Here is a 12,777-nt window from a genome sequence, read left to right as displayed (position 1 = left end):
TTCATTCTGCTGACACATTCAGTTTTTATTCTCTGTGTCGGTACCCGCTACTGCCTACGCTTTATCGCCGTGTTCGGACTAGACCAGATCACCTCGAAGATTGATCAATTGTCTAATTAATAAGTTTTACTAATTGTCTACCAGCCCATGAGATCCCGCCAATGACCCAATTCCTGTTGTATGGCCGTGCCGTAGCGGCCTGCATCGTTGTGAGCCTGTCGCTAACCGCCTGCGGCGGGTCTTCGACAAACCCGCCAGGCGCCGGCGACTCCGCGTCCGCCAATCGGGCGTCGCCCGCCCCGCCCAACGCCAAGCTGAGTTGCGCGCCCTGATGCCGCGAAGTGCCGCCCCGCGCTCAATCCCTACATAGTCAAGACCATGAAAAAACTCGATCGACGCAGTTTCCTCACCGGTGCCGCCAAGTCGGCAGGCGCCGCCCTCGCGCTGGGCATGCTGCCGCCCAGTATCTCCCGCGCGCTTTCCGTTAAAGCTGCGGTAGACACCGGCACCATCAAGGACATCAAGCACATCGTCATCCTGATGCTGGAAAACCGTGGCTTCGATCATTACTTCGGCACCCTGAAGGGCGTACGCGGCTACGGTGACCGCTTGCCGATTCCACTCGAGAGCGGCAAGGACGTGTGGTACCAGCAGGACGCAAGCGGCAACGTGATTCCGCCGTATCACATGGATATGACCAAGGTTAAGGCACTGCAATCGCCCAGCACGCCGCACAGCTTCTCCGACATGCAGGCCGCCTGGAATCAGGGCAAGTCAGGCCATTGGCCCGTTTACAAGACGCCGTACACGATGGGCTATCTTGCCCGCAGCGACATTCCGTTCCATTTCGCGCTGGCCGAAGCGTTCACGATCTGTGACAACCACTTCTGCTCGACCACGAGCGGCACGGACCCGAACCGCGTGGTTTTCTTCTCGGGCTCGGGCTTCGACCCGAAGCTGGCGAAGATGGGCATCAACAGCGACGACCGGACCTCGGAACCCAACAACGATCGTTGCTGGATCACCGGCACCATGCCGACGCCGGGCTATACGTATGCGGACAACGCACTCACCTGGCTTTCCCTGCCGTCAGTGCTCGAGAACGCCGGCGTGAGCTGGAAAATCTACCAGGACACCAACGACAACTGGACCGGCGCTATGCACGGCGGCCTGGCTTTCCAAGACTTCCGCACCGCCAAGCCCGGCGACCCGCTGTACGTGAAGGGCATGACGGACTACTCGATCGCGGACCTGAAAAACGATGTGATGAGCAACCAGTTGCCCGAAGTGTCGTGGATCTTGTGCACGGCAGCCAACTCGGAACACTCCGGCAACAGCAATCCAGCGATCGGTGCGAACTTCACGGCCGAAGTGCTCGACGCGGTCACCGCCAATCCAGACGTCTGGGCCCAGACCGCATTCTTCCTGACCTACGACGAGAACGACGGCCTGTTCGACCATGTAGCGCCGCCAGCGCCACCGTCGTACAACCTGGACGGCACACTGGCAGGCAAGGCCACTTTCCCGCTGGACGGTGAGTACTTCTCCGATCCGGCGAGAAAATACCTGAACGCCAACGACACCATCAGCGGCAACGTGCGGCCGTGGGGTCTCAGCGCGCGCGTGCCGATGTACGTCATCTCGCCGTGGAGCAAGGGCGGCTGGGTCAACTCGCAGGTTTTCGATCACACGTCGATGAGCCTGTTTTTAGAGAAGCGCTTCGATATCACTGTCGACGCGGTCAGTCCGTGGCACCGCGCGGTCTGTGGCGACCTGACCTCGTGTTTCGACTTTGTTTCGCCGAACGATCCGGTCTTTCCTAAAATGCCGGATACGAGCAACTACCAGGCCGTGCTTGCTGCCCAGGCCTCACTGCCCATCGCAGCGCCGCCGGCCACGCCGGAGCCGCTGTTCCAGGAGCCGGGAACACGCTTTTCGCGCGCGCTGCCCTATGAACTGCATACCAGCGCACGCATCGAAGGTCCCGGTCTCGTCAAGCTGATTTTCAGCAACACAGGTAAGCAAGGAGCAGTGTTCCATGTGTACGACAAGAATCACCTGGACCGCATCCCGCGCCGATACACGGTCGAAGCCGGCAAGACGCTCGAGGACTACTGGGACGACACGCTGAAGAGCGACCTTGGCAAATACGAGCTCTGGGTCTACGGCCCGAACGGCTTCCTGCGTACCTTCGCGGGCAACGCAGTGGCCGCCAGTGCCGCGACCTTCATGCCCGAAGTGCAGGTCTGCTACGACACGGACGCCGGCCAGGTCTACGTGAAGTTGCACAACACCGGTACCGCGCCCGGCACGGTGACGGTGCAGTCCAACGCCTACCGCACCGATGGCCCCTGGCAGTTGAATGTTCCTGTGAGGGATGTCGGCATGCTGCACTGGGATCTCTCGGGCAGCGGCAACTGGTACGACTTCACCGTGACGGGCGACAACTTCGTGCGCCGCTTCTCGGGTCGTATCGAAACGGGCAAGCCGACTGTCAGCGATCCGGCGATGGCGCTTCACTTGAGCTGAATTGGCTGCGGCCGGCGGAGGGGGCTCCGGCTTCCGCCGGCAGGCGGGATCGTGGACATCGCAAACATCATTCGACTGGTCGTTATCAACGCGGTGGGTAATCGATTTTGCGTCGCCTTTTGATACTCACCGCTTTCATCACGCCCGGAAGTCACGCTATCCTTGCCGCCACCTTGTTGGGTCCGGTTGTGTGTCGCGCACCGGGCGGCCCGAGCCGCACCTCGCGTGGCGTGCCAGCGGCACGACGATTTCTTTCACAGGAGCTTTGATGAAACCCGCAAAGAAGGGCGCGGCGAGTGGCGGGGCCCCGGCCCAGCCGAATTCGGTGTCGGCGATCCTGTCGCGCATCGAGCAGCTTTATCCGACCTTCGGCGCCACCAGCCAGCGCATCGCCGACTTCATCCGCCAGCGCGCGCAGGAAGTGGTGCACATGTCGGTCAGTGAGGTCGCCGAGCGTGTGGGTGCGAGCGAAGGCAGCGTAGTGGGCCTGTGCAAGGCGATCGGCGCCACCGGCTTTCAGCAGCTCAAGATCGTGCTGGCGCAGGAAATCGTGCGTCCGGTGCAGTTGATCCACGAAGATCTCGAGCCCAGCGACAACGCGGCGGCGGTAATTTCAAAAATCTTCAGCTCGAACGTGCAGGCCCTGCATGAAACCCAATCCACGCTTGACGTGGGCGAACTCGAGCGGGCGGTCGAGGTGATCCGCAACGCCCGCCGGATTGAAATCTACGGCGTGGGCAGCGCGGCGTCGATCGCCGAAGATGCGCACTACCGCATGCTGCGTATCGGGCTGGACGTACGCGCGGTGATCGACCCGCACATCCAGGTCATCAGCGCGTCGCTTTGCGACCCCACCGTGGCGACGCTCACCATCTCCCACTCGGGCAGCACGCACGAAACGGTGACGGCAACGCGCCTCGCCAAGGAAGCCGGCGCACGCACCATCTGCCTCACGAACTTCGGGCGTTCGCCGCTTCAGGCCTTCGCCGATATCGTGCTGTTCACCATGGCGCGCGAGACCAAATTTCGCACGGAAGCCATGACCAGCCGTCTCGCACAACTGGCGATCATCGACGTGTTGATTGCGTGCCTCGCGCTATCGGACTACGAGAAATCAGTGGAAACGATCCGCCATACGTTCGACGTGCTGTCGCTCAAGCGATATTGACGGCCACGGGCACCGCCGCCACAGGCTCCGGGTCGAACAGCTCGGCAAGCGACGCGACGTCGGCCTGCGCATGAGTTGCGACGAGTACGAGCGGCATCGAGAGCCGTGCGGCGCCCGTCGTGTTGGTGGCGGCCGGGTTGTCGCCGATTATCAGCGTGGCCGCGGACGGCGTGCCAAGCCGCCGCAGCGCCTGCACAAAAAATGCGGCTCATCCGGTTTGCCGACGATGCGCTCGGGCGTGCCTCCCACGCACGCGGACGGCGTTGGCGGCAAGGGACGCTTCGGTGATTCGAACGACGTCGTCGGGCGCAATGGGTGGACGGCAAGGACGCTGGGCCAGATTGCGGGCGGCCCAAACTCAGTTTTCAACAACCCGGATCAGTTTTGGGGCGGCGATAACTCGTTCGTTCGACACCCAGCGCAACTTTGAGGCGGTAATAGCTCAGTATTTAACAATCCAAGCCAACTGTTGCTCAAAGCTCCGCCGCCGATTCAACTCGGACAGGTAAGCAAGGTGGAGAAATGGACCTACGATAGCTGCCTCGCGCCGCGTGAGCGGCCAAAAAAAGGAGGCCGTTAGCGCAGGACTGAGCCGCCTGAAGTCCGGCCGCATTCGTCGTAGCGTAAGCGCGGGCGCCGCTTTCTGATGCACGTCCTCGAGTTGGCTGATTGGCAACAGGATGAGGTTTGCGACACATATCGCGCGAAGTTCAAGGCGGGCAGCGCGTTCGAGGATGCGGTGAACGACGCCTGGCAACGTGCACAAGCCGCTAGCCGCAGGAAAGGGCCATTGCAGACTGTCCGACGCACGAAGATCCGTACGGCAACGCCGCCGCTCCTCAGTTGCCGTCCAAGCGCAGTCGCGCAATGAGGAATAGAGGCAGAAAGATTGCAGCGGATCGCGGCGCTTCACGCTATACCACATCCGCTGCCTGCACCCGAAAATTCGCTAACGTAGCGCGGCTTAGACCAGTGTCAGCTTGACGTCGATATTGTTGCGTGTCGCATTCGAATAAGAACAGACCACGTGCGCCTTGTCGATCAGCGCTTGCGCCTCTGCGCGGTCCATGGCCGGCAGCGAGATTTTCAGTTCGACTTCGATGGCGAAACCATCGGGGATCTGTCCGATGTCGACGCTGCCGTCGACGGCGACATCCTTTGGTAACGCGATTTTGTCGCGCGCGCTAACGAATTTCAGCGCACCGATGAAGCACGCGCTATAGCCCGCTGCGAAGAGTTGCTCGGGATTTGTTCCGTCGCTGCCTCCGCCGCCGAGTTCCGTTGGCGTGGTCAGCTTGAGATCAAGGTTGCTTTCGGGAACCGTCGCACGTCCGTCGCGGCCGCCGGTAACGTGCGCATGAGCACGATACGATCGGGCCGATCGACAGCCAATCAGTCGACGCTTTCACTTCATACATAACACAGGCAGCACTGTCGGTCTCCCGTAATGGCTCGTCTTCCGGTGAGCCGATCGAAGTAGATGAAATGCAACTAACCGTCATGCGCCATCGGCCACGCCGGCAACTTCAAACCCCAGTCTATAAAGGAGCGGGGACTGCTCGTGCAGCCAAGTGCCGTCGCAGCCCGCGCATCGGATCGCGCCGCTCGGCGGCGCGGCCGAACTCGAGCGTGTACGCGGCGCTTCGCTGATGGACGGCGGCTCGCCGCTCGGTGCGGCATTGGGTTCGGTACTGATCGCATGGCTGATTCTGGTCATGCACTCGTGGCGCGCCGCGTTCGCGATCGCCGGTATCGGCACGATCCTGTGCGGCATGGTTGCATGGCGGTATATCAGGAATCAGCCGCGCGAGCATGCGGGCGTCAACGAAGCGGAAGCGCTCCATATTGAGCGAGCTCAGGCGCTGGAGCATGCCAAGGAGGCCAAGGACCTGTCAGGCCGATCGATTGATTTCTTCAGGTTCCGGTCGGTGTGGCTGATGTTTTTCGGCTTTATGTGCTGCACGACACTTTACTACGGGCTCTTTACCTGGATGCCGACCTATCTGCACAAGGTCCATGGTTTCGACCTGCAGCAAATGGGCAATGCGAGCTTCCTGATATTTATGTGCGGCTTCGTCGGCGAAGTGGTGGGCGGCTTTATCGCCGATAAATGGCTTGCGAGCGGTGCCGCGCCCAACCTGGTGATGCGCGTCATGTTCGGCATTGCCGGGGTGGTGGCCACGATCTCAGTGTTTTGCGTGGCCTATGCGACGAATCCAAGGATGGTTGTCATCCTGCTGTCGGCGACCTTGTTCTTCCTGCGCTGGGGCGGGCTGTACTGGTCGATTCCCGCGATGCTCGCTACGCGCAACAAGGTCGGCGCGCTCGGCGGCTTGCTGAATTTCGGCGGAAACCTCGGCGGGATATCAGTCGCATGGTGGGTTTTGCGCAGGGCGGTTTGGAGCACGCGGCGCGTTCAATCATGAGTACGCCCAACGCGCACGTCGGCATCGTCACCGGATTTTTCATTCGCAATGCGGTTCCGCCGTCGCCGGAAACAGACGGTCTTGGCGGCATGGCGCACATGGCCGCCGGTCTCGCGAACGCGGGCATACCCGTGACGGTCATCTCCGATGCGCCATGCAGCAAGGCCGTCTGGGCGATCACCACCGAGTTGCCTGAAACGGTGGCGCTCGAAATCACATCGGTTAGCAAAGCGTCGGTCGTCGCGCTCCGCGAGCGGCTCGCCGCCGGTGAACGGCCCATCACGCACCTGATCGCGATCGAACGTGTGGCCCCCGGCAGTGACGGCAAGCCTCATCGCGAATAGGGTGCGGACATGTCGGACGATACCGCGCCGTTGCACCTGTTGTTCGATGACCCGGAATGGGAGCGGCCGTGGGAGACGATAGGCGTCGGCGACGGGGGCAACGAGATCGGCATGAGCGTGTTGCCCTACGAGATCGTTCGCGACGACATCCCTAACGGTTCCCTCATCGCATCCACCACACCCACCGATCATTTGATCGTCGCAGTCGTCTCAAACTGGGGCGGCTGGGGCTTGCTGCTGGCGACGGCGCTGGCCGAGCTCGCCCGCGCGACGTCGCTGCTCAAGGACATCCACCCGGAGAAAGACCGCTAGCCGAATCATGTCGAACATACCCGCATCCGCTCCTAAACATAGCCCCGCGTGGGCGCACAAACGTATCCCTTCCGTCGAACGTTCACCCAAGTTGCGAACCACTGTGCCGTGGTCTTCACTGGGGAGTCCCGCTCGCCGCACAATGGTCGGACTGGACAATGTCCTTCATCAGCGCGCATGGCGCACGCTACCCCGCGCCCCAAACGTCCTATGCGACCACGCTTCCAGACGCGCGGCGCTGTCAGGTCTGATGGAAAGCCACTCGCGGATCAATATTTGAATCAAACCGTTGCATACTCGCTTCGATGGACTCGAGAGAGCACTCGGCCCATTTCTTCAACTCAACCACGATTGGCAACGCCGAGCGAGCTAAAGAGCTCAAAGCATATTCGACGCGTGGCAGACGTTCGTCATAAACTTTTCTCTGGACGAGACCATCCCTTTCCATTGCTCTCAAAGTTTGTGTGAGCATCCTGTCCGACACACCCTGTATCCGACGTCTGATCTCAACGAAGCGTAATGGATTGTCGCGTACGGCGGTTGTCAACGTAGTTGTCGGTGTGCCAAGAAGGAAAGCGACAGTACGTCGCTGTACATGCTGTATCCGTGATGAGGGCCGGCCCCTCGGTGTCGCCGATCAGGCGGTGATACCAAACCACCCAGAGCTGCACTCGTTAAGAGCGGGTGTGGTAAGCGTCTGTGGAAAAGGCGGGATGAATCCCGTCAGGTGTGCAGTAAGGAGGCGAACGAAAGTGAACCATCGAAGAAGTGTCGATAATTGCAATGATGTCAAAACCGAGGACTCGACAACGCCTCGGGATCAGTCAAACGGCAACCTGAAGGTGGGTTTGACGGCATCCGGCATAGAGGTGGCGCGACCTTTCTGCAGGCGTGGATATGGAACTTGGGAACCTGTCGTCTCGATGTCAAGGGAGAAACTCAAGCGGAGAACCCGTGAGAGTGAGAGTACCGATGCGAGGCACAGGGGCGGAGTCATGCGTAGTAGCGTTGAAGGGGTTGTAATGACTTTCGGAGCGAAGGCATGACCTTGTCTGGTGGAGATCATGGAACAACTGCGACGCGGGATGATTCCGTGGTTAACGCCAAGTCGTTCGAGATACCCAAGAGATTGATCTGGGAAGCCTGGAAACGCGTGGCTGCCAATCAAGGCGGTCCGGGCGTGGACCGGGAGAGTATTGAAACCTTCCGCAATCGTTTGGCAAGAAATCTGTACGCTCTGTGGAATCGAATGAGTTCGGGGAGTTACTTTCCTCAACCGGTCAAGGAGGTGCTGATTCCGAAGGGGGACGGGTTTCGTCCTCTCGGGGTACCGACAATTTCTGACCGAGTGGCTCAGATGGCGGTCAAGTTACTGGTTGAGCCGGGAATCGATGCGATATTCCACTCATCATCGTTCGGTTATCGTCCAAACAAATCGGCGAAGCAAGCCGTGGCGCAAGCGAGAAGGAACTGTTGGCGCTACGACTGGGTAGTCGACATTGACTTGAAATCCTTCTTTGACACCATCGACCACGGGCTTCTCAGGCGTGCGGTAGAAAAGCACGTTTCGGAGCCATGGGCACGACTCTACATCAGACGCTGGCTAGAGAGTCCGGTACAGAAGCAAACCGGGGAGCTGGTTGCTCGGGATCGAGGCACTCCGCAAGGTGGAGTGATCAGTCCGCTATTGGCTAACCTCTTTCTTCACTACGCGTTTGATCGATGGGTTCAGACTGAGCATCCGGAGGTGCCGTTTGAACGGTATGCCGATGATGTTGTCTGTCATTGCAGCACGAAGCAGCAGGCGGAAAGTTTCTTGTCTGCCTTGCGGGCGCGGCTTACCGCTTGTGGGCTTTCGCTACACCCGGAAAAGACGCGCTTGGTGTACTGCAGGGATGGACGACGTCGTGAGGAACATACCGACACTAAGTTCGACTTCCTTGGTTTCAGCTTTCACGCTCGGACGGTGCAAAACCGAGCGGGGCAGTTGTTCACGGGTTTCGGACCCGCGGTGAGTCAAAAGGCGCTGAAGCGTATGTCTCAGGCCATCCGAAGCATGAGTCTTAATCGGAGTACCTCATTGACACTGCGCGAGTTGGCGCGGCGCATAAACCCAATGGTACGGGGATGGGTGAATTACTACGGTGCCTTCTATCCGGAGCCGCTAAAACGGTTCTTGATCAGAATAGATTTACGGCTTGGCGGGTGGGCGCGCAACAAGTACAAGCGGCTGAGGGGACACAAACGGCAATCTTGGGCATGGCTCAAGCGATGTCGGGAAAGTCTTCCCCAACTGTTCGCGCACTGGGATTTCTGTTTCGAAGAACGGCGGACAAGAGGAGCCGTATGAATCGAGAGATTCACGTACGGATCTGTGAGAGCCTGAGGGGGCGGTTCCCTCGGGCCACTCGACCGTCACTTCATGCGCACTGCTTTAGTTCTTCCGGCTGCATGCGCTCCGGATTGAGCCAGACTTCATCGTTCAATTTCCAGTTGCGCGTCGATCGGGACCAACGCCGTGGATTGCGCTGCCTGGCCTCTGCGTAAACGGCTTCACGTTGCGCGAGCACAGCGGCGGCGACGCCGTCATGGCGCTGCGCCGGCGTGACGAATTTCAGGCCGCTGTGTTTGTGCTCATGGTTGTACCAACGCACGAACTGCTGCGTCCAGGCCCGCGCCTCATCAACGCTGCCGAACGGCCTGCGCGGGTAGTCGGGCCGGTACTTGCAGGTCCGGAACAGCGACTCCGCGAACGGGTTGTCGTTACTCACACGCGGCCGGCTGAACGAGGCCACGACCCCCAGGTTTTCCAGGGTGGCGAGCATCGTCGCGCCCTTCATCGGGCTGCCGTTATCGGAGTGCAGCACCAGCGGACGTCCTGCCAGGCCCTCCGCCAGACTGGCACGCCGCATCAGCAACGCGGCCAGTTCCGACGACTCCGCCTCATGCACTTCGTGACCGACTATCTTGCGACTGAACACGTCCAGCATCATGTACCAGTAGTAATACTGGCCCTTGACCGCCGCCGGCATCCAGGTGATGTCCCACGACCAGACCTGGTTCGAACCAGTGGCGCAATGGCTGGTCACCACCCGGGCCGAGGGCTTGCGCGCCCGACCCCGGTGATGCTGCTGCGAAGCGCTGCGCAGCACGCGGTAAAAGCTCGATTCCGACGCGAGGTACACGCCGCGATCCGCCAGGCTCGGCACGATCTGGCTGGGCGGCAGGCTGGCAAACTCCGCACTATTGGCGACCTGCAGAATCTGCTGCCGTTCGGCCTCACTCAGTCGATTGGACGGCGGCGCTCGCTCGGTCGTCGTGCGGCCATCGGCGCGCACCGCGTCACCGTCACCCACCCAGCGCTGGAACGTGCGCAGGCTCAGGCCCAGCTCGTCGCAGGCCTTCTCCAGCCGGCAGCCTGACTGCGCCGCCTCGCGTATCAACGATATGCATAACAGGCGATCCGGGACGTTGATCAATCGTCCTCTTTGTGGTGAGTAGGCCAAAGGAATTGCACCTCGAGCCTCTCTCAGAACTGTACGTGACACTCTCGCGTCATACAGCTCCCGCTATCCAACCTGACACCCCATAATGCGCCAGTGTGCGAACAGCCTGGGATATACGGTCTTCATCTTGCGAAGCCACTCAACACTGCGCTGCTCATGCCGCCACAGTCTCTTGTATTTCCGCCGGGCCCACTGTGCCAGCTTTCCATCGATATAACGATAGAGCTGCAGCATTCCCGTTCGATAAAATGTCCCAAAGTAGTTCCACCACCCTTGCAGCGTGGGGTTCCATTGCTCTGCCAGTCCGGCAAGAGTCGCCGGTGTCTGTCGGTGTAGTCGCCACCCCCGTACCGTTTGTCGCATCCGCTTTTGTGCTTCGTCACTGACACTTGGCAGGAAATTCGTCACCCCCAGACCATGCTTACTCAGCGCTCGCCTCGGGCGGAAAGTAAACCCAGAAATGTGAAGGTCACATTCGGGTAGGCTTGAGTACGGCTTCGGTCCCTGCAATACACGATGCCTGACTTTTCGGGATGCATCTCCAACCCGCATTCCGCCAGCCGCGAGGCAATGGCATGCATGACCTCCTGCGCCTGCGCCTCACTGCGGCAGTGGACCACCGCATCATCGGCATAACGCGCAAAGGGACATTGCGGGAAGTGTCGCTGCATCCATGTGTCAAGCGCATAGTGCATGAACAGATTCATCAGCATCGGGCTGACCACTCCGCCCTGGGGTGTACCGCGCACCCGCGGCAATCTCGCTCCGTCCGCAGTCTCAAACGGCGCAGTCAGCCACCGCTCGATATACAGCAGGATCCAGTCCGCCTTGATGTGCCTACGCACCGCCTTGAGCAGGAGGCCATGATCAATCTGATCGAATGCCGCCTTGATGTCAAACTCAACAACCCAGTCGCATTTCCAGCAGCGCTCACGCGTTACCGCAACCGCCTGTTTCGCCGACCTCCCAGGCCGATACCCATAGGAATCTTCATGGAATATCGGCTCGAGTATCGGCTCGATCATGAGCTTGACAACCGTCTGGGCCACTCGATCTGACACGGTGGGGACGGTCATCGCGAACTGCACAAACGCTCAACGAGCATTTGGGTTGGGCTGAGATTCGTCACCCGTTCCATCCCCTCAGAGGTCAACGCTTTCCCGTTCTGAAGGAGCGCCGCGTCGCGGGCACCGACACACTGCTCCTCGGTCATGTGGAACGCGGCAGCTTCAGCATTGCCCGCGAATGGACCGACTGGGGCGCACCCTTCGTCCAGGACGACGCCAGCATCACCGTGTGCCGATTCGATCTGGGCATGTTGCTGGAGCTGATCGACTTGATCGACCAGCTTGCCGTTTCGGCCTCCAGGAAGTCATCCACCCAAGGAGCTTGATCAATGGATCGTCCTATCCTACTATCAGACCAGTCGTTAACGTGGTCCGCTTATGGAAGACATTCCGTCGTCGACTTTACGCAAGCGTCGCGCCCAGTTGCTGCGGCAAATGCCGGCTCTGGATACGCTACTGCGTGGCTCGCTCATCGAACGCTACAAGCGCTGCGGCAAGCCTGGCTGCAAGTGCGCCGATGGGCCCGGTCATGGCCCCAAGTACTATCTGTCCGTGAGCTTTCCCGGGCGCCGACCGCAAATGGACTACGTGCCTCAGGCCGATTACGCCGACGTCACCCAACGTTTGGCGAACTACCACAGGGTCCGCGAGATCATCGAAGAGATCTGCGAGATCAACCGCGAACTCTTACGCCGCCGCGAAGCGCTCTGAGAGGCGGCGGTGAGCCAGTCGTCGCAGTCACTCACCCAACCCATCGATCCTCACCTGGCCGGCGTACTCATCGCCAACATGCTCGAGGCCTGGCTCACCGCCGGACCCGCGCTGGAACCGACCGAGGAGGCCGTCGATGAACACCAAGATCACCTCGCAACATCACAGCAAGCCGGCGTACATCTATATCCGCCAGTCGACGCTGGCCCAGGTGCGACACCATCAGGAGAGCACCGAGCGTCAGTATGCTTTGCGCGACAAGGCGCTGGCACTGGGTTGGCCACCCACGGCGGTCCGGATCCTGGACCGCGACCTCGGTCAGTCGGGGGCGCAGATGACGGGCCGCGAGGACTTCAAGACGCTGGTGGCGGACGTCTCGATGGGGCAAGTGGGTGCAGTGTTTGCACTGGAAGTGTCGCGACTGGCGCGCTCAAACCTGGACTGGCATCGCCTGCTCGAACTGTGTGCGCTCACTCATACCCTGGTGATCGACTAATGTCGAGCGGTCAGTAATGTGGCGCGAATCGCTTTTCGGCCTTGTGGATCGATGGATTTCAAGCAGCGACTTCACATTAGTACGATCATCGGAGTGTCCTTTGGCTTCAATTGGAAAGGAGATTCTGATGATTCGCGAGCTTCTACCAACGGCCTATGCGCGGCATCTGTCCTTGCCGCTGCTCGGCCCTGTTCTTGACGATTTTGATGACTGGCTCA

12 protein-coding genes and 2 pseudogenes are annotated in these 12,777 nt (G+C 60.2%); 8 read left to right on the top strand and 6 right to left on the bottom strand.

All coding sequences use genetic code 11. The annotated features are described in order from the left end of the window. Positions 1-378: 378 nt before the first annotated feature. A complete protein-coding gene (locus GNZ13_RS47565; protein ID WP_172178090.1) occupies positions 379-2,529 on the top strand; it encodes a phosphocholine-specific phospholipase C in 2,151 nt (716 codons plus the stop codon). 1 nt (position 2,530) lies between these two features. Continuing rightward, on the top strand, positions 2,531-3,697 hold the full coding sequence (locus tag GNZ13_RS47560) for a MurR/RpiR family transcriptional regulator (RefSeq protein WP_236002515.1): 1,167 nt from the start codon (positions 2,531-2,533) through the stop codon (positions 3,695-3,697). On the opposite strand, the gene GNZ13_RS47555 is transcribed toward GNZ13_RS47560, so the two are convergent. Then, on the bottom strand, positions 3,684-3,893 hold the full coding sequence (locus GNZ13_RS47555; RefSeq protein WP_172178088.1) for an HAD hydrolase-like protein: 210 nt from the start codon (positions 3,891-3,893) through the stop codon (positions 3,684-3,686). The genes GNZ13_RS47560 and GNZ13_RS47555 overlap by 14 nt on opposite strands. A 768-nt stretch (positions 3,894-4,661) precedes the next feature. Further along, the gene (locus GNZ13_RS47550; RefSeq protein WP_172178135.1) at positions 4,662-5,090 is read right to left on the bottom strand and encodes an organic hydroperoxide resistance protein; all 429 of its coding nucleotides are present in this window, start codon (positions 5,088-5,090) and stop codon (positions 4,662-4,664) included. A 202-nt stretch (positions 5,091-5,292) separates the two neighbouring features. Here GNZ13_RS47550 and GNZ13_RS47545 point away from each other — a divergent pair. Together GNZ13_RS47545 and GNZ13_RS53280 are read left to right on the top strand one after the other, a co-directional pair. Beyond that, a pseudogene (locus tag GNZ13_RS47545) lies at positions 5,293-6,069 on the top strand (MFS transporter); the annotation flags it as partial. Between the two features lie 2 nt (positions 6,070-6,071). Beyond that, positions 6,072-6,779, top strand: a pseudogene (locus GNZ13_RS53280) (glutamate cyclase domain-containing protein). Positions 6,780-7,020: 241 nt separating this feature from the next. Here the strand turns inward: GNZ13_RS53280 and GNZ13_RS47530 are convergent. Next, positions 7,021-7,326 carry a winged helix-turn-helix transcriptional regulator gene (locus GNZ13_RS47530; RefSeq protein WP_216675301.1) on the bottom strand — a complete coding sequence of 102 codons (306 nt, stop codon included), beginning with the start codon at positions 7,324-7,326 and terminating at the stop codon, positions 7,021-7,023. Positions 7,327-7,821: 495 nt separating this feature from the next. Here GNZ13_RS47530 and ltrA point away from each other — a divergent pair, with 495 nt between their 5' ends. Beyond that, positions 7,822-9,129, top strand: coding sequence for a group II intron reverse transcriptase/maturase (gene ltrA / locus GNZ13_RS47525; RefSeq protein ID WP_121113901.1), 1,308 nt, complete (start codon positions 7,822-7,824; stop codon positions 9,127-9,129). A 70-nt stretch (positions 9,130-9,199) separates the two neighbouring features. Here ltrA and GNZ13_RS47520 read toward each other — a convergent pair whose 3' ends face one another. The 3 genes from GNZ13_RS47520 to GNZ13_RS53270 all read right to left on the bottom strand — a co-directional run bounded on the left by GNZ13_RS47520 (position 9,200) and on the right by GNZ13_RS53270 (position 11,361). Further along, complete coding sequence (locus tag GNZ13_RS47520; RefSeq protein WP_328807409.1) at positions 9,200-10,327, bottom strand: IS3 family transposase; 1,128 nt, start codon at positions 10,325-10,327, stop codon at positions 9,200-9,202. A gap of 21 nt (positions 10,328-10,348) precedes the next feature. Next, positions 10,349-10,648, bottom strand: coding sequence for a group II intron maturase-specific domain-containing protein (locus GNZ13_RS53275; protein ID WP_236002517.1), 300 nt, complete (start codon positions 10,646-10,648; stop codon positions 10,349-10,351). Between the two features lie 62 nt (positions 10,649-10,710). Beyond that, positions 10,711-11,361: a reverse transcriptase domain-containing protein gene (locus GNZ13_RS53270; protein WP_236002514.1), complete on the bottom strand. Its 651-nt coding sequence runs from the start codon at positions 11,359-11,361 to the stop codon at positions 10,711-10,713. A gap of 29 nt (positions 11,362-11,390) precedes the next feature. Here GNZ13_RS53270 and GNZ13_RS47510 point away from each other — a divergent pair, with 29 nt between their 5' ends. From GNZ13_RS47510 to GNZ13_RS47500, 3 genes are all read left to right on the top strand, one after another. Beyond that, complete coding sequence (locus tag GNZ13_RS47510; protein WP_172178080.1) at positions 11,391-11,678, top strand: Y4bD/Y4pK family protein; 288 nt, start codon at positions 11,391-11,393, stop codon at positions 11,676-11,678. Positions 11,679-11,730: 52 nt separating this feature from the next. Then, a complete protein-coding gene (locus GNZ13_RS47505) occupies positions 11,731-12,063 on the top strand; it encodes a DUF6788 family protein (protein ID WP_172178078.1) in 333 nt (110 codons plus the stop codon). Positions 12,064-12,199: 136 nt separating this feature from the next. Continuing rightward, positions 12,200-12,559 (top strand): recombinase family protein, encoded by a 360-nt coding sequence (locus tag GNZ13_RS47500; RefSeq protein ID WP_236002513.1) that lies wholly within the window; start codon positions 12,200-12,202, stop codon positions 12,557-12,559. Positions 12,560-12,777: the final 218 nt, after the last annotated feature.

The sequence above is a fragment of the Paraburkholderia elongata genome, assembly GCF_013177735.1.
In the GTDB taxonomy this organism is placed as follows: Bacteria; Pseudomonadota; Gammaproteobacteria; order Burkholderiales; family Burkholderiaceae; genus Paraburkholderia; species Paraburkholderia elongata.
This window is presented reverse-complemented; position numbering and strand designations above follow the sequence as displayed.

What these genes read in the sequence shown, in the direction of transcription:
- GNZ13_RS47505 (WP_172178078.1), top strand. Translation starts at nt 11,731, where the DNA reads ATGGAAGACATTCCGTCGTCGACTTTACGCAAGCGTCGCGCCCAGTTG.
- GNZ13_RS47500 (WP_236002513.1), top strand. Translation starts at nt 12,200, where the DNA reads ATGAACACCAAGATCACCTCGCAACATCACAGCAAGCCGGCGTACATC.
- GNZ13_RS53270 (WP_236002514.1), bottom strand. Translation starts at nt 11,361, where the DNA reads ATGACCGTCCCCACCGTGTCAGATCGAGTGGCCCAGACGGTTGTCAAG.
- ltrA (WP_121113901.1), top strand. Translation starts at nt 7,822, where the DNA reads ATGACCTTGTCTGGTGGAGATCATGGAACAACTGCGACGCGGGATGAT.
- GNZ13_RS53275 (WP_236002517.1), bottom strand. Translation starts at nt 10,648, where the DNA reads ATGCGACAAACGGTACGGGGGTGGCGACTACACCGACAGACACCGGCG.
- GNZ13_RS47565 (WP_172178090.1), top strand. Translation starts at nt 379, where the DNA reads ATGAAAAAACTCGATCGACGCAGTTTCCTCACCGGTGCCGCCAAGTCG.